The 16,005-nt window shown below is 62.1% G+C and carries 17 protein-coding genes; 14 read left to right on the forward strand and 3 right to left on the reverse strand.

The features are described 5' to 3' along the window. Positions 1-82: 82 nt before the first annotated feature. The 3 genes from eno (at position 83) to ispD (ending at position 2,526) form a co-directional block, all read left to right on the forward strand. Positions 83-1,372: a phosphopyruvate hydratase gene (eno, locus tag PM2_RS21440; RefSeq protein WP_016712919.1), complete on the forward strand. Its 1,290-nt coding sequence runs from the start codon at positions 83-85 to the stop codon at positions 1,370-1,372. A 168-nt stretch (positions 1,373-1,540) separates the two neighbouring features. Beyond that, positions 1,541-1,822 (forward strand): cell division protein FtsB, encoded by a 282-nt coding sequence (gene ftsB / locus PM2_RS21445; RefSeq protein WP_016712918.1) that lies wholly within the window; start codon positions 1,541-1,543, stop codon positions 1,820-1,822. Then, complete coding sequence (gene ispD, locus PM2_RS21450; protein WP_016712917.1) at positions 1,819-2,526, forward strand: 2-C-methyl-D-erythritol 4-phosphate cytidylyltransferase; 708 nt, start codon at positions 1,819-1,821, stop codon at positions 2,524-2,526. The genes ftsB and ispD overlap by 4 nt, the downstream gene beginning before the upstream one ends. Before the next feature lie 70 nt (positions 2,527-2,596). Here ispD and PM2_RS21455 read toward each other — a convergent pair whose 3' ends face one another. Beyond that, on the reverse strand, positions 2,597-3,493 hold the full coding sequence (locus PM2_RS21455) for a LysR family transcriptional regulator (RefSeq protein ID WP_028698701.1): 897 nt from the start codon (positions 3,491-3,493) through the stop codon (positions 2,597-2,599). A gap of 107 nt (positions 3,494-3,600) precedes the next feature. Between PM2_RS21455 and PM2_RS21460 the strand changes: the two genes are divergently transcribed. From PM2_RS21460 to rpoS, 8 genes are all read left to right on the forward strand, one after another. Then, positions 3,601-4,713, forward strand: coding sequence for an S-(hydroxymethyl)glutathione dehydrogenase/class III alcohol dehydrogenase (locus PM2_RS21460; RefSeq protein ID WP_016712915.1), 1,113 nt, complete (start codon positions 3,601-3,603; stop codon positions 4,711-4,713). Positions 4,714-4,721: 8 nt separating this feature from the next. Next, entirely contained in the window at positions 4,722-5,576 is an 855-nt protein-coding gene (gene fghA, locus PM2_RS21465; RefSeq protein ID WP_016712914.1) for an S-formylglutathione hydrolase, read from the forward strand. A 76-nt stretch (positions 5,577-5,652) separates the two neighbouring features. Further along, positions 5,653-6,126 carry a 2-C-methyl-D-erythritol 2,4-cyclodiphosphate synthase gene (gene ispF / locus PM2_RS21470; RefSeq protein ID WP_016712913.1) on the forward strand — a complete coding sequence of 158 codons (474 nt, stop codon included), beginning with the start codon at positions 5,653-5,655 and terminating at the stop codon, positions 6,124-6,126. Then, positions 6,123-7,181 (forward strand): tRNA pseudouridine(13) synthase TruD, encoded by a 1,059-nt coding sequence (gene truD / locus PM2_RS21475; protein ID WP_016712912.1) that lies wholly within the window; start codon positions 6,123-6,125, stop codon positions 7,179-7,181. The genes ispF and truD overlap by 4 nt, the downstream gene beginning before the upstream one ends. Then, positions 7,169-7,918: a 5'/3'-nucleotidase SurE gene (gene surE / locus PM2_RS21480; RefSeq protein WP_016712911.1), complete on the forward strand. Its 750-nt coding sequence runs from the start codon at positions 7,169-7,171 to the stop codon at positions 7,916-7,918. The genes truD and surE overlap by 13 nt, the downstream gene beginning before the upstream one ends. 35 nt (positions 7,919-7,953) lie before the next feature. After that, positions 7,954-8,592, forward strand: a complete 639-nt coding sequence (locus PM2_RS21485; protein WP_161751472.1) for a protein-L-isoaspartate(D-aspartate) O-methyltransferase — start codon at positions 7,954-7,956, stop codon at positions 8,590-8,592. A 213-nt stretch (positions 8,593-8,805) separates the two neighbouring features. Beyond that, a complete protein-coding gene (locus PM2_RS21490; RefSeq protein WP_016712909.1) occupies positions 8,806-9,666 on the forward strand; it encodes a peptidoglycan DD-metalloendopeptidase family protein in 861 nt (286 codons plus the stop codon). Between the two features lie 108 nt (positions 9,667-9,774). Continuing rightward, complete coding sequence (rpoS, locus tag PM2_RS21495; protein ID WP_003252351.1) at positions 9,775-10,782, forward strand: RNA polymerase sigma factor RpoS; 1,008 nt, start codon at positions 9,775-9,777, stop codon at positions 10,780-10,782. 538 nt (positions 10,783-11,320) lie between these two features. Here rpoS and fdxA read toward each other — a convergent pair. Both fdxA and mutS read right to left on the reverse strand, forming a co-directional pair. Continuing rightward, positions 11,321-11,644 carry a ferredoxin FdxA gene (gene fdxA, locus PM2_RS21500; RefSeq protein WP_028698700.1) on the reverse strand — a complete coding sequence of 108 codons (324 nt, stop codon included), beginning with the start codon at positions 11,642-11,644 and terminating at the stop codon, positions 11,321-11,323. 140 nt (positions 11,645-11,784) lie between these two features. After that, positions 11,785-14,370 (reverse strand): DNA mismatch repair protein MutS, encoded by a 2,586-nt coding sequence (gene mutS, locus PM2_RS21505; RefSeq protein WP_080693993.1) that lies wholly within the window; start codon positions 14,368-14,370, stop codon positions 11,785-11,787. Positions 14,371-14,621: 251 nt separating this feature from the next. Between mutS and PM2_RS21510 the strand changes: the two genes are divergently transcribed. Genes PM2_RS21510 through PM2_RS21515 form a run of 3 tightly spaced genes read left to right on the forward strand, consistent with a single transcriptional unit; the run spans position 14,622 to position 15,955 of the window. Further along, positions 14,622-15,275 (forward strand): glycosyltransferase family 25 protein, encoded by a 654-nt coding sequence (locus PM2_RS21510; RefSeq protein WP_016715432.1) that lies wholly within the window; start codon positions 14,622-14,624, stop codon positions 15,273-15,275. Position 15,276: 1 nt separating this feature from the next. Next, positions 15,277-15,426 carry a hypothetical protein gene (locus PM2_RS30810; RefSeq protein WP_154670320.1) on the forward strand — a complete coding sequence of 50 codons (150 nt, stop codon included), beginning with the start codon at positions 15,277-15,279 and terminating at the stop codon, positions 15,424-15,426. A 46-nt stretch (positions 15,427-15,472) separates the two neighbouring features. Next, positions 15,473-15,955 carry a CinA family protein gene (locus tag PM2_RS21515; protein WP_016715434.1) on the forward strand — a complete coding sequence of 161 codons (483 nt, stop codon included), beginning with the start codon at positions 15,473-15,475 and terminating at the stop codon, positions 15,953-15,955. Positions 15,956-16,005: the final 50 nt, after the last annotated feature.

A 16,005-nucleotide genomic window follows, 5' to 3' on the forward strand; every position in this document is an offset into this window, starting at 1 on the left:
CTGCCCACTGCAAATCCGCCTGGTGAACGGCAAGAATTTCTTAAGCTAAGTTGTTTTCGTCAATTCTGGAGTGCTTACAACAATGGCAAAAATCGTCGACATCAAAGGTCGTGAAGTTCTCGATTCGCGTGGCAACCCCACCGTGGAAGCCGATGTACTGCTCGACAACGGCATCATCGGCAGCGCTTGCGCGCCGTCCGGTGCTTCCACCGGCTCGCGCGAAGCGCTGGAGCTGCGTGATGGCGACAAGAGCCGTTACCTGGGCAAGGGCGTGCTGAAGGCCGTCGCCAACATCAATGGCCCGATCCGTGACCTGCTGCTGGGCAAGGACCCGGCAGACCAGAAAGCCCTGGACCGCGCCATGATCGAACTGGACGGTACCGAGAACAAGGCCAAGCTGGGCGCCAACGCCATCCTGGCTGTTTCCCTGGCGGCCGCCAAGGCTGCTGCCCAGGACCAGGACCTGCCGCTGTACGCACACATCGCCAACCTGAACGGCACCCCGGGCCAGTACTCGATGCCGGTTCCGATGATGAACATCATCAACGGTGGCGAGCACGCCGACAACAACGTTGACATCCAGGAGTTCATGGTTCAGCCGGTAGGCGCCAAGACCTTCTCCGACGGCCTGCGCATGGGCACCGAAATCTTCCACCACCTCAAAGCCGTGCTGAAGGCCCGTGGCCTGAACACCGCCGTGGGTGACGAAGGTGGCTTCGCTCCTAACCTGGCTTCCAACGAAGACGCCCTGGGCGCCATCGCCGAAGCGGTCGAAAAAGCGGGTTACAAGCTGGGCACCGACGTGACCCTGGCCCTGGACTGCGCGGCTTCCGAATTCTACGAAGACGGCAAGTACAACCTGTCCGGCGAAGGCAAGTCGTTCGACGCTGAAGGCTTCGCCGAATACCTGAAAGGCCTGACCGAGCGCTTCCCGATCATCTCGATCGAAGACGGCCTGGACGAGTCCGACTGGGCTGGCTGGAAGATCCTCACCGACAAGATCGGTGAAAAGGTACAGCTGGTTGGCGACGACCTGTTCGTGACCAACACCAAGATCCTGAAGGAAGGCATCGAGAAGGGCATCGGTAACTCGATCCTGATCAAGTTCAACCAGATCGGCTCGCTGACCGAAACCCTGGAAGCCATCCAGATGGCCAAGGCTGCCGGCTACACCGCAGTGATCTCGCACCGCTCCGGTGAAACCGAAGACTCGACCATTGCCGACCTGGCCGTGGGTACCGCTGCTGGCCAGATCAAGACTGGTTCGCTGTGCCGTTCCGACCGCGTTTCCAAGTACAACCAGCTGCTGCGCATCGAAGAGCAACTGGGTGCCAAAGCGGTTTACCGTGGTCGTGCCGAGTTTCGCGGCTAAGCAAGAGATGGTAAAAAGACAGCAGCCGGAGTTGTAGGAACGTTCGTACTGATCTTTCCTTCATCCCAACGGGTTTCTGTCAACGAAGCCTGGCCTCGGCCAGGCTTCGTGCTATTCGAGGCCCCGAAGTAACAAGTACGCGGCAGCCTTTTTAACCTGGATAACGTGATGCGCAGTCCCTATTGGGTGTTCCTCGTTCTGCTCCTGCTGCTGGGTGGCCTGCAGTACCGCCTGTGGGTGGGTAATGGCAGCCTGGCGCAAGTGACCGAACTGAAGCAGCAGATTGACGAGCAGCATGCCGAGAACGAGCGCTTGCTTGAGCGCAACCGTGTGCTCGATGCCGAAGTGCTGGAGCTGAAAAAAGGCATGGAGACCGTTGAAGAACGGGCTCGCCACGAATTGGGAATGGTCAAAGAGGGCGAAACCCTCTTCCAGTTGCCACAGAAATGATCGATACCTTACCGGCCTTCTGGGCCGTGATTCCTGCTGCGGGCGTAGGTGCCCGCATGGCTGCCGACCGACCCAAGCAATACCTGGAGCTGGCTGGGCAGACCATTCTCGAGCACAGCCTCGACTGTTTTCTTGGCCACCCGGCGCTCAAAGGCGTGGTGGTCAGCATTGCTGAAGATGACCCGTACTGGCCGGCCCTGCGTTGCGCCAGCGACCCGCGCATCCAGCGCGCAGCGGGTGGGCGCGAGCGTGCCGATTCGGTGCTCAATGCCTTGCTGTTGCTGCATGCGCAAGACGCCTCGGACAGCGACTGGGTGCTGGTGCATGATGCTGCGCGGCCGAATTTGGCGCGCAGCGACCTGGACAAGCTGTTGTCGGAGCTGGCGGACGACCCGGTGGGTGGCCTGCTGGCGGTACCGGCGCGCGATACCCTCAAGCGTGCCGATGGCAGCGGCCGGGTAAGTGCTACCGTGGACCGTAGTACCATCTGGCAGGCCTACACACCCCAGATGTTCCGCCTTGGGGCACTGCACCGGGCGTTGGCCGAGTGCCTGGTGTCGGATGTGGTCGTGACGGATGAAGCCTCGGCCATCGAGTGGTCCGGCCAGGCGCCGCGGCTGGTGGAAGGGCGCAGTGACAACATCAAGGTCACTCGGCCGGAAGACTTGGAGTGGTTGCGCCAGCGTTGGGCAGGGCGTCGCTGAGTTTCATATTCCTGTACCGGCCTCTTCGCGGGTAAACCCGCGAAGAGGCCGGTACAGCCAGCACACCCGTTCAGCCTTGCCGATATTCCGGCAACCCCGCCAACCCTTCTTTCAGGTAATCCACCAACCGTCGCACCTTCGGTGACAGGTGCCGCTGTTGCGGATACAACGCCCACACTGCCGTATTCGGTGGCTGGTGCGCTTCCAGCAACGACACCAGAGCCCCCGTATTCAGGTGCTCCAGCACGTAGTAATCCGGCAACTGGCACAACCCGATCCCTTGCAACGCCGCATCCAGCACCGCCTGCCCACTGTTGCAGCGCCAGTTCCCTTGTACCCGCTGGCTGATCTCGCGCCCATCCTGCTGCAACGCCCACAAGTCCGAACTGCCTACCAGGCAATTGTGCCGCGCCAACTCTGACAGGCTGTGTGGTCGACCGTAACGTTCCAGATAAGCCGGCGAGGCACACAGGTACATGCGCCGGGGGGCGAGGCGGGCGGCCACCAACCGAGAATCGGCCAGCCGCCCCAAGCGGATGGCCAGGTCCATGCCTTCTTGCAGCAGGTCGAGGGTGTGGTTGCTCAACTCCACCTTCACGCGCAACTGCGGGTAAAGCGCCATGAATCGTGTCACGAGCGGCACGATGAAGCGCTCGCCGTACGCTACCGCGCACGTCATGCGCAGCAACCCCTTTGGCTCGCTGGCCAAGTCGCCCATGGCGCGCAGGGCTTCCTCGCGGCCATCCTGAAGGCGTTGGCAATGCTGCAGAAAGGTTTGCCCGGCCTCGCTCAAGGTCACCCGACGGGTACTGCGGTAGAGCAGGCGCGTTTGCAGTCGCTCCTCCAGCCGGGCGATCTGGCGACTGATGTGCGACGAGGAAACCCCCAGGCGTTCGGCAGCCGCTGTGAACTGGCCAGATTCGGCCACGGCGACGAATTCGTCGATACCTTCCCAGCGGCTGCTCATTGATTATCCCTGCATGGCAATAATGTTTTGTCTTTGCCTGGATTATTCATCAAAAGTCGGTGAATTACACTGCAAGCCTGAATCGACACTCTGTCTGGAGCCCTTTGATGATCAAGTCCCGTGCCGCCGTAGCCTTCGAAGCCAAGAAACCCCTGGAAATCGTCGAAGTCGACGTGGCCATGCCCAAGGCCGGTGAAGTGCTGCTGCGCGTGGTCGCCAGCGGTGTTTGCCACACCGACGCCTACACCCTGTCCGGTGCCGACCCGGAAGGCATCTTCCCGTCGATCCTCGGTCACGAAGGTGGCGCGATCGTTGAAGCGGTAGGCGAGGGCGTGACCTCGGTGGCCGTTGGCGATCATGTGATCCCGCTCTACACCCCGGAATGCGGCAAGTGCAAGTTCTGCCTCTCGGGCAAGACCAACCTGTGCCAGGCCATCCGTGCTACCCAAGGCAAGGGCCTGATGCCCGACGGCACCACGCGCTTTTCCTACAAAGGCCAGCAGCTGTTCCACTACATGGGGACCTCGACCTTCTCCGAGTACACCGTGCTGCCGGAAATTTCCGTGGCCAAGATCCAGAAAGAAGCACCACTGGAAAAGGTGTGCCTGCTGGGCTGCGGCGTCACCACCGGTATCGGCGCGGTGCTCAACACCGCCAAGGTTAAGCCGGGTGATACCGTGGCCATCTTTGGCCTGGGCGGCATCGGCCTTTCGGCGGTGATCGGTGCGGTCAAGGCCAAGGCCTCGCGCATCATCGCCATCGACATCAACCCGGCCAAGTTCGAGATCGCCCGCCAGCTGGGCGCCACCGACTGCATCAACCCAAAAGACTACGACCGCCCGATCCAGGAAGTGATCGTCGACCTCACCGACGGTGGTGTGGACTTCTCCTTCGAGTGCATCGGCAACGTGCAACTGATGCGTGCGGCGCTGGAGTGCTGCCACAAGGGCTGGGGCGAGTCGGTGATCATCGGCGTGGCCGGTGCCGGCCAGGAAATCGCCACCCGTCCGTTCCAGTTGGTGACCGGCCGGGTATGGCGCGGTTCGGCGTTCGGTGGCGTGCGTGGCCGCAGCGAGCTGCCAAGCTACGTGGAAATGTCCGAGAAGGGCGAGATCCCGCTGGATACCTTCATCACCCACACCATGGGCCTGGAGGATATCAACAAAGCCTTCGACCTGATGCATGAAGGCAAGAGCATCCGCAGCGTGATCCACTTCTGAGGTACGCCATGAGCCTGGATAACATCTCCTGCCAGAAAAGCTTCGGCGGTTGGCACAAACGTTACCGGCATCACTCCAAGGTGCTGGGCTGCGACATGGTATTTGCCGTGTACTTGCCGCCGCAGGCCGAACAGGGTGAGAAGCTGCCGGTGCTGTACTGGCTCAGCGGCCTCACCTGCACCGACGAAAACTTCATGCAGAAGGCCGGCGCCCAGCGCCTGGCCGCCGAGCTTGGGCTGATCATCGTCGCCCCCGATACCAGCCCGCGCGGCGAGCAGGTGCCGGGCGACCCGGACGGCGCCTGGGACTTCGGCCTGGGGGCGGGCTTCTACCTCAATGCCACCCAGCAGCCCTGGGCCAAGCACTACCACATGCACGACTATGTGGTGGAGGAGTTGCCCGCGCTGATCGAGGCGCACTTCCCGGCATCGGGAGAGCGCAGTATCAGTGGTCACTCCATGGGCGGGCATGGCGCGCTGGTTTGCGCCTTGCGCAACCGGGGGCGTTACCGTTCGGTGTCGGCATTCTCGCCGATCAGCAACCCGATGGATTGCCCGTGGGGCGAAAAGGCCTTCAGCCGTTACCTGGGTGATGACCGTGCGCGCTGGCGTGAGTGGGATGCCAGTGTGCTGTTGGCCGAAACGCCGGCCGGCGAGTGCCCGCCGTTGCTGGTGGATCAGGGCGACCGTGACGATTTTCTCGAAAAGCAGCTCAAGCCTGAAGCGCTGGAGCAGGCGGCACGCAAAGGGGGGCATGAACTGACCCTGCGCCTGCAGCCGGGTTATGACCACAGCTATTACTTCATTGCCAGCTTCATAGAGGAACACCTGCGCCATCATGCGGTGGCACTGGGGCGGGTGTAACAGCCCGGTCCAAAAGCCGCCAAACCCGCTGCAAAGCAGGTAGAATCACGCCCTGACTCATTCAGGGCGTTTTCTTATGCGTATTGGCCACGGCTACGATGTGCACCGTTTCTGCGACGGTGATTTCATTACCCTGGGCGGGGTGCGTATCCCCCACAAGTACGGCCTGCTGGCCCACTCCGACGGCGATGTGCTGCTGCACGCCCTGAGCGATGCCTTGCTGGGTGCTGCGGCACTGGGCGATATCGGCAAGCACTTCCCCGACACCGACCCACAGTTCAAGGGTGCCGACAGCCGCGTGCTGCTTTGCCATGTGGTCGACATCGTCAAGAGCAAGGGCTGGAAGGTCGGCAACGTCGACGCCACCATTGTGGCTCAGGCGCCGAAGATGGCCCCGCATATCGAGACCATGCGCCAGCTGATCGCCGAGGACCTGCAGGTCGAGCTCGACCAGGTCAACGTCAAGGCCACCACTACCGAAAAGCTGGGCTTCACCGGCCGCGAGGAGGGTATTGCCGTGCATTCGGTCGCCCTGCTGCTGCCAGCATGACCGAACTGGAACTGCTGGGCCCGCGCGCATCGGGCGAACCACTGGGCACCGCCGTCCTCAAGGCGGTTGCCGAAGACTTCCAGGTCGACGAAGTGCTCGATATCCCGCTCTCGGGCCAGGGCGAGCACCTGTGGCTGTGGGTCGAGAAGCGTGACCTGAACACCGAAGAGGCCGCTCGCCGCCTGGCGCGCGCCGCCGGTGTGCCGGTGCGCACCATCAGCTATGCCGGGCTCAAGGACCGTCAGGCCCTGACCCGTCAGTGGTTCAGCCTGCACCTGCCAGGCAAGGCCGACCCGGACCTGTCACGTGCCGAGGATGCCAGCCTGCGCGTGCTCAAGCAGGTGCGTCACCAGCGCAAGCTGCAGCGTGGCGCGCATTCGGCCAACGGCTTCACCCTGCGCCTGACGGCCCTGGCGGCGGATCACCAGGCGCTGGATGCGCGCCTGGAACAGCTGAAGCAGCACGGTGTACCCAACTATTTCGGTACCCAGCGCTTCGGTCACGGCGGTGGCAACGTCCATGACGCCCTCGACTGGGCTGCGCGCAAAGCCTTGCCCGAGCAGCGCAATGTGCGTTCGCGGCTGCTTTCGGCCGGGCGCAGCTACCTGTTCAATCAGGTGCTGGCTGCGCGTGTCGCTGAAGGTAGCTGGGCGCGGGCGCAGGTCGGCGACCTGCTGGCATTCACTGACAGCCGCAGCTTTTTCCCGGCGGGAGAGGCGGAATGTGCCGACCCGCGCCTGGCGATTCTCGATCTGCACCCGACCGGCCCGATGTGGGGTGAGGGCGCTTCGCCTGCTGACGGAGCCACTGCCCGCTTGGAAAACGCCGTCGGTGCAGACCAACCGGCACTTTGCCAGTGGTTGGCCCAGGCGGGCATGGATCACGAACGGCGCATTTTGCGGCTCCCTATTGGCGGCCTGACATGGCATTATCCCGAGCCTGATATCCTGCAACTGGAATTCGTCCTGCCGGCCGGATGCTTCGCCACCGTGGTGGTGCGTGAAGTCGTGGATCTGGTGTCGGCAGGGCAGACGGACAGCCCATGCGTATTCTGATTTCGAACGACGACGGTGTTACCGCGCCCGGCATCGCCGCGCTGCACGCTGCGCTGGCGGATTACGCCGAGTGCTCGGTGATCGCCCCGGAGCAAGACAAGAGCGGCGCCAGCAGTTCGCTGACGCTGGACCGGCCACTGCACCCGCAAACCCTGGCCAACGGTTTCATCAGCCTCAACGGCACGCCGACCGACTGTGTGCACCTGGGGCTCAATGGGCTGTTGCCGCACACGCCGGACATGGTCGTGTCGGGGATCAACCTCGGTGCCAACCTGGGCGATGACGTGCTGTATTCGGGCACGGTCGCCGCAGCGTTGGAAGGCCGCTTCCTGGGTGGCACGTCGCTGGCGTTTTCGCTGTTGTCGCGCCAGCCGGACAACCTGCCAACCGCGGCCCATATCGCCCGCCGCCTGGTCGAGGCCCAGTCGCGCCTGGCGCTGCCACCACGCACCGTGCTCAACGTAAACATTCCCAACCTGCCGCTGGAGCACATTCGTGGCATCCGGCTCACCCGCCTCGGTCACCGGGCGCGGGCGGCGGCACCGACCAAGGTGGTCAACCCGCGCGGTAAGGAAGGTTACTGGATCGCCGTGGCCGGCGATGCCGAGGACGGTGGCCCGGGTACCGATTTCCACGCGGTGATGCAGGGCTATGTATCGATCACCCCGTTGCAGCTCGACCGCACCTTCAATGATGCCTTCGAGCAGCTCGACGGTTGGCTGGAGGGCCTGCTCTGATGCGCGAGGACGATATGCTGCGCCGCGGCATCGGCATGACCTCCCAGCGTACCCGGGAGCGGCTGATCCAGCGTCTGTGCGAAGAGGGCGTTTCGAACACCAAGGTGCTCGACGTGATTCGTCGCACCCCGCGCCACCTGTTCGTCGACGAGGCACTGGCGCATCGTGCCTACGAAGACACCGCATTGCCCATCGGTCACAACCAGACCATCTCGCAACCGTTCATGGTTGCCCACATGAGTGAGCTGCTGCTCGAGGCCGGGCCGCTGGACAAGGTGCTGGAGATTGGTACCGGCTCAGGCTACCAGACGGCGATCCTGGCCCAGCTGGTGGAACGGGTGTTTTCGGTGGAGCGTATCAAGGTGCTGCAGGACCGGGCCAAAGAGCGCCTGGTGGAGCTGAACCTGCGCAACGTGGTATTCCGCTGGGGCGATGGCTGCGAAGGCTGGCCGGCGCTGGCACCGTACAACGGCATCATCGTCACGGCGGTGGCGCCAGAAGTGCCGCAGGCATTGCTTGATCAGCTTGCTCCCGGGGGGCGCATGGTGATCCCGGTTGGGGCGGCCGGCGAAGCGCAGCAACTGATGCTGATCGTGCGCGAGGAGCATGGATTCTCCCGGCGCGTGCTGGGGGCCGTGCGCTTCGTCCCGCTGCTCAATGGTCCGCTGGCCTGAGGCTTGCGGGTGAGTCGCGCGGTATTTTTGCGCCAGCGGCGAATTCTTGCCGCTTCGTCCTGTCTATCTGGCGGTACGAAGCACTAGCTTGCACCGGGGTATTGCAACAGCCTTTTGCACCTGCCTGCCAATACTGGCCGGCTTGGTTATAATTGCAACAATATTGCATTTCTTGTCTTCATATCGTTTTTCGGCACCATGAGGGGAGCGCGGGTGGGTCACACAGTCATTCGGCAGCGCAAGGACGGGTCGGGTTTCAAGCTTCTGGTGATTGTACTGGCCATGGGCACGCTACTGGTGGGTTGTTCGAGCACCAGCAGCAACAGCAGCGCGCGGGTAGTCGACCGCAATAACACCGTGCCCAAGCGCCCGGCGGTGACGTCTGGGCAGTACGTCGTCAAGCCGGGTGACACGCTGTTCTCCATTGCCTTCCGCTATGGCTGGGACTACAAGGAGCTGGCCGCACGCAACGGCATCGCGGCGCCTTATACCATTCGCCCGGGGCAAGCGATTCGTTTCAGCAGCGGTTCCAGCAGCAGTACCACGGTGGTGTCCAGCCCCTCTTCATCGAGCCGCACCACGGTCACCCGCAGGCCCGTGGGCACTACTGCCGTGACACCTGGCAACACCAGCAAACCGGCAACGCCGGCAACCTCCACCAGTACGCCGGTTGCCACCACCGTGCCTGCGGCAGAGCGCGCGGTAGGCGGCTGGACTTGGCCTGCCAACGGCGTGCTGATTGGAAAATTCGCTTCAAACGGTAGTTTGAATAAAGGCATTGATATCGCCGGTGATTTGGGACAGCCTGTTTTTGCTGCGTCTGATGGTGCGGTGGTTTACGCCGGGAGTGGTTTAAGGGGCTACGGCGAGCTGATCATCATCAAGCACAGTGATACCTACGTCAGTGCCTACGGCCATAACCGCAGGCTGTTGGTTCGGGAGGGGCAGCAGGTCAAGGCAGGGCAGTCGATTGCTGAAATGGGGTCTACGGGCACAGATCGGGTGAAGCTGCATTTCGAGATTCGCCGCCAGGGCAAACCCGTCGATCCACTCCAGTTCCTGCCACGCCGTTGATCGTTGTACCCGGCCTGTTCCTGTGATGTAGAGGGGACAGGCTCAAGCGCTGCCAGGGATAAAGGTGCCGCTCGAGTCTGAGTTCGAACTCAGCAAAGGACTATAACAATGGCTCTCAGTAAAGAAGTGCCGGAGTTTGACATCGACGATGACGTCCTCCTGATGGAGACGGGTATCGTTTTGGAAACGGATGTGGTGTCAGACGAACCTGCTGTATCTTCGGTTCGGACGAGGGCCAAGTCGGGCTCTTCGCTTAAGCAACACAAGTACATCGATTACAGCCGGGCGCTCGATGCCACCCAGCTGTATCTCAACGAAATCGGCTTCTCGCCGCTGCTTTCGCCGGAAGAGGAAGTGCATTTTGCGCGTTTGTCGCAAAAGGGTGACCCTGCTGGCCGCAAGCGCATGATCGAAAGCAACCTACGCCTGGTTGTTAAAATTGCCCGTCGTTACGTGAACCGTGGCCTGTCGCTGCTCGACCTGATCGAGGAGGGCAACCTTGGGCTGATCCGTGCGGTCGAGAAGTTCGACCCGGAGCGTGGTTTCCGTTTCTCGACCTATGCGACCTGGTGGATTCGCCAGACCATCGAGCGGGCGATCATGAACCAGACCCGCACCATTCGTTTGCCGATCCACGTGGTCAAAGAGCTGAACGTATACCTGCGCGCGGCGCGCGAGCTGACCCAAAAGCTGGACCACGAACCCTCCCCGGAAGAAATCGCCACGTTGCTGGAGAAGCCCGTCGCCGAGGTCAAGCGCATGCTCGGCCTGAACGAACGGGTGTCTTCGGTGGATGTGTCGCTTGGCCCGGATTCGGACAAGACCCTGCTCGACACCCTGACCGACGACCGCCCGACAGACCCGTGCGAGCTGCTACAGGATGACGACCTGTCGCAGAGCATCGACCAGTGGCTGGGGGAGTTGACCGACAAGCAGCGGGAAGTGGTGGTACGTCGCTTTGGTCTGCGCGGGCATGAAAGCAGCACCCTGGAGGATGTTGGCCTGGAGATTGGCCTGACCCGGGAAAGGGTGCGGCAGATCCAGGTAGAAGGGCTCAAGCGCCTGCGTGAGATCCTGGAGAAGAACGGCCTGTCCAGCGAGTCGTTGTTCCAGTAGCGAAAGCCTGTAAATCAAAAGCGCCCCGATGACCTCGGGGCGTTTTTGTGTGTGGCGAAAACGGGTGTTCCATTTGAGTTTGATGGGCTGCAAAGCAGCCCCAAAATCTGCCAGCCACAACAGATGTCGAATATGTACTGCGCTACCCCGGTAACATTGCATGTAAGCCTTTTCTTACTTGTTTTGTAAGCTATCTATGCAAGTCTCAGTACATCATTGTCGTTTTCAGCCCCGGTATTTTTCCAACTCATTGAAAATCATGCGTTATTTGGCTGTGTGGAAATGTGTCCCGTGTAATACCTTGTGAGGTTTCGCGCTTGCCCGCTCAGCTGAAGCCGCTAGTATTCGAACTGTGCACACGGACATGCACAGGCTTCCAGGGAGGAGGCCAAGGACATCGCAAGACGCGATTTCATCAGGATGATGTTTGGGACAAGCAGGGACTACGGAAAAAATGTGGGCGGGTCAAACCGCCCCTTTTTTTGCCTGCAGAAAAACAAAAAAGGCCCCGAGGGGCCTTTTTCGTGTCCGGGCGCTATCAGCGCTCCAGTTCTGCAATCTTGCCAGGCTTGCCGTCCCACTCTTCAGCGTCCGGGAGGGCGTCCTTACGCTCGGTGATGTTCGGCCAGACTTCCGCCAGTTCGGCGTTCAGCTCGATGAAGTTCTCCATCCCCGCAGGGATTTCGTCTTCCGAGAAGATGGCTTGTGCTGGGCACTCCGGTTCGCACAGGGCGCAGTCAATGCACTCGTCCGGGTGGATGACCAGGAAGTTCGGGCCTTCGTAGAAGCAGTCCACCGGACAGACTTCCACGCAGTCGGTGTATTTGCATTTGATGCAGTTGTCGGTGACGACGAAGGTCATTTCTAGTTCTCTCCTCAGGCGACGGCGGCGGCCCTTCCTCTCAGGGCCGCGCGGTTTACAGGTATGTGGCTGCAGGCCAGGCTAATAACCTGCAGCACCAGCAAACCGCGGCGGATTCTACCAGCTTGTAGTGGCTGCCGTTATAACAGGTTCTTTAGTTGATATAGCATTTCGATAGCTTGACGCGGGGTCATGTCGTCCAGCTGCAGCTTGCCCAGCTTCTCGATGGCCGGGTGTGGCAGGCTGGCGAACAGGTCGCTCTGGTGCGGCACTTGTGGCGTGTCCTTGGCTTTTGAGGCCGGGGCCGGCTCATGCGGCAGGCTGGTGGTCTCCAGGCGCCCCAGGTGTTCGCGGGCGCGCTGGATGACCGCCGTCGGCACGCCGGCCAGTTGCGCCACGGCCAGGCCGTAGCTTTGGCTGGCAGGGCCAGGCAGGACGTGGTGCAGGAACACGATACGCTCGTTGTGCTCGGTGGCATTGAGGTGCACGTTGGCCACCAGCGGCTCGCTCTCCGGCAGCACGGTGAGCTCGAAGTAGTGAGTGGCGAACAAGGTGTAGGCACGCAATTGCGCCAGGCGCTCGGCGGCGGCCCAGGCAAGCGACAGGCCGTCGAAGGTGCTGGTGCCACGGCCTACTTCATCCATCAGCACCAGGCTGCGGTCGGTGGCGTTGTGCAGAATGTTGGCGGTTTCGCTCATCTCTACCATGAAGGTCGAGCGCCCGCCAGCCAGGTCGTCACTGGAGCCGATGCGGGTGAAGATGCGGTCGACCAGTGACAGTTCGCAGCTGGCTGCCGGTACGAAGCTGCCGATGTGCGCCAGCAGCACGATCAGGGCCGTCTGGCGCATGTAGGTGGACTTACCGCCCATGTTCGGGCCGGTGATGATCAGCATGCGCGTGCTGTTGTCCAGGCCCAGGTCGTTGGCCACGAATGGCGTGGTCAGCACCTGTTCCACCACCGGGTGGCGGCCCTGCTCGATGCGCAGGCACGGCTCGTCGACGAAGCGCGGGCAGTTAAGGTCGAGGTTCAGCGCACGTTCGGCCAGGTTGCTGAGTACATCCAGTTCGGCCAGGGCGGCGGCGCTGTCCTGCAGCGGTGCCAGGTGGCTGATCAGGGTTTCCAGCAGGGCGTCGTAGAGCATCTTCTCGCGGGCAAGGGCGCGGCTTTTGGCCGACAGTGCCTTGTCCTCGAACGCTTTCAGCTCAGGGGTGATGAAGCGCTCGGCACCCTTGAGCGTCTGGCGGCGGATGTAGTCGCCCGGTGCCTGTTCGGCCTGCTTGGTCGGCAGCTCGATGAAGTAGCCATGCACGCGGTTGTAGCCGACCTTGAGGTTGGCCAGCCCGGTACGGGCCTTTTCCCGGGCTTCCAGGTCGATCAGGAACTGGCCGGCGTTTTCGCTGATGGCCAGCAGCTCGTCCAGCTCGCTGTCATAGCCGGCCTTGAGCACGCCGCCGTCGCGGATTACCGCCGGCGGGTTGTCGATGATTGCACGCTCCAGCAGGCTGGCCAGCTCCGGGTAGGTGCCGGTAATGGCTGCCAGGCGCGCCAGGTGCGGCGCCTCAAGCTCGGTCATGGCGTTTTGCAGCTCGGGCAACGCGCCCAAGGCATCGCGCAGGCGCGCCAGGTCACGAGGGCGGGCATTGCGCAGGCCGATACGGGCAAGGATGCGCTCGATATCGCCAATTTCCTTCAGCTGTGGCTGCAGCTTCTCGAAGCGGTAGTTGTCGAGCAGGCAACGGATCGAGTCCTGACGTGCTTGCAGTACTTTGAGGTCGCGCAACGGCCGGTTCAGCCAACGGCTCAGCAGGCGGCTGGCCATGGCGGTCTGGCAACGATCGACCACCGATTGCAGGGTGTTGTCACGCCCACCCGCCAGGTTGACGTCCAGCTCCAGGTTGCGCCGGCTGGCGCCATCGAGGATGACCGTGTCGTCCAGGCGCTCGTGGCGCAAGCTGCGCAGGTGCGGCAGGGCAGTGCGCTGGGTTTCCTTGGCGTAGGTCAGCAGGCAACCGGCGGCGCCAATGGCCAGGGTCAGCTTGTCGCAGCCAAAGCCTTTGAGGTCCTTGGTTGCGAACTGCTGGCACAGCGCCTTGCGCGCCGAATCACGGTCGAAGTCCCACGGGGCGCGGCGGCGGGCGCCCGGGCGCTTCTCGGCAGGCAGGTCGCGTGGCCAGTCGTCGGGGATCAATAGCTCGACCGGGTTCAGGCGCTCGAGTTCGGCCAGCAGGTTTTCCCAGCCCTTGATCTCCTGCACGCTGAAGTTGCCGCTGGTGATGTCCAGTACGGCCAGGCCGAACAGGCGTTCGTCACCGAGCAGCGCGGCAATCAGGTTGTCGCGGCGTTCGTCGAGCAGGGCTTCGTCGCTGACCGTGCCGGGAGTGATGATGCGCACCACCTGGCGTTCGACCGGGCCCTTGCTGGTGGCCGGGTCGCCGATCTGTTCGCAGATCACCACCGATTCGCCCAGCTTAACCAGCTTGGCCAGGTAGCCTTCCAGCGAATGGAACGGAATCCCGCACATGGGGATGGACTGGCCAGCCGACTGACCGCGCGCGGTCAGGGTGATGTCCAGCAGTTTCGCAGCCTTCTTGGCATCTTCGTAGAAGATCTCGTAGAAGTCGCCCATGCGGTAGAACATCAGCTGATCCGGGTGCTGGTTTTTCAGCTTCCAGTACTGCTGCATCATCGGGGTGTGTGCGGAAAGATCGGAGAGTGCTTTATTCATCAAAGACTTAGAGTGTAGGTCTCAACATTGTGGGGCAAATTGAGGCGTTCCGTGTTGCATGCGCGGCGCCGAGACCCACCTGAATTTTCAAGCCGCATAGGTTACCACGGCTGCCGCACCGGCAGAACCTGCAACGCCGGCCAGCGCAGACGTGGGGGTATGGCTTGTTGACATCATGGGGCTCCCATGGAAGATTGCGCCCTTTTGGCCGTGCCAAGTTAACCGTTATTGCAATCAGGTTGGTTAGTGCAGTGAGTGGAATTCGTTTTGATGTCGATGCGGTTTTTTGTATTTCCCTCGACACGCGGGATGACCGGCGCAAGCTGTTCAGTGAAACCATCGGGCGGCAGCTGGACAATGAAGTGGTCTTTCATGTCGTGGCGAAAAACAGTGACCCCAAGCGGGGTTGCTACGAATCGCACCAGCAGTTGGCACGCCACGCACTGGACAACGGGCTGGATCGAATCCTGATCTTCGAAGACGATGCCAAGGCTTATGATTTCAAGGCTTCGCGGGTGCGCTGGGTGAACCGCTTCATGCAGTCACGCTCTTTCCAGGCCCTGCATCTGGGCTATTCCATGGGGCGAACCTGGCTGACGTGGTTCCCGTTCATTGCCAGGGGGCGCGTGGTTGCACTGCACGCTTATGTACTGTCGCGCGAAGGCTGCCGGATCCTGGCAGAGACGCCCTACGATGGCACGCCCGTGGATGTGGTGGTCAAGCACAAGATTCGTCAGCACTGCGTGTTTCCGATGTTGTATCGCCAACATGCGGCAGCTGTGGCAGGTAGCGATCTGGAGCAGGTAGTGCGCAACGAGGATGAGTGGTGGGAGCGCAACTGGGCCAAGCACCGGCGTTCACCGATCAAGAACTTCTGGCGTACCGTACTGCGGCTGAACTTCTGACATGCCCCATTGGCTGAGGCGCATGATTTGCGGGCTGTACAGGCACAAACCGGTCGAGGTCGAACGCCTGTTCATTGGCGATATCGTCATTTCGCGGCAGGTCTGTCGCCGTTGTGGCTGCCCGCTTCGCGACCTGGCCGAATATCAGTGAAAGCCACTAACTGATAGGGTAGAGGGCAGCCTTCAAGGAGCCCTGTATGGACCTGATCACCACGCTTGCCACGCGTCTGGGTAAGCATCTGCGCCGCCTCAGCGCGCAGGTGACCACCGCCGAATCCTGCACCGGCGGCGGCATTGCCGAAGCCATCACCCGTGTACCCGGTAGCTCGGCCTGGTTCGAGGCCGGTTATGTCACTTATTCCAATGCCCAGAAAACTCGCCAGCTGGGGGTGCCAGAGGTGCTGTTCGGCCAGGTGGGCGCGGTTAGCCAGGAAGTGGTCGAAGCCATGGTCAGAGGTGCCCAGGCCGCCAGTGGCGCGCGCTTTGCCGTGGCGGTAAGCGGAGTGGCCGGGCCGGACGGTGGCTCGCCCGCCAAGCCGGTGGGAACCGTGTGGCTGGCCTGGGGCGATGGCAGCCGTGTCTTCAGCGAGCGCCGGCAGTTCGACGGTGACCGCGAGGCGGTGCGCCGACAGACGGTGATCGCCGCGTTAGACGGCTTGTTACAGCTTGGTGCCGAGTAAATCGACGACAGGGGTTTGCGTGAGCGCCGGCCTGTGGAATAATACTGGCT

The sequence above is a fragment of the Pseudomonas monteilii NBRC 103158 = DSM 14164 genome (assembly GCF_000730605.1).
GTDB lineage: Bacteria > Pseudomonadota > Gammaproteobacteria > Pseudomonadales > Pseudomonadaceae > Aquipseudomonas > Aquipseudomonas monteilii.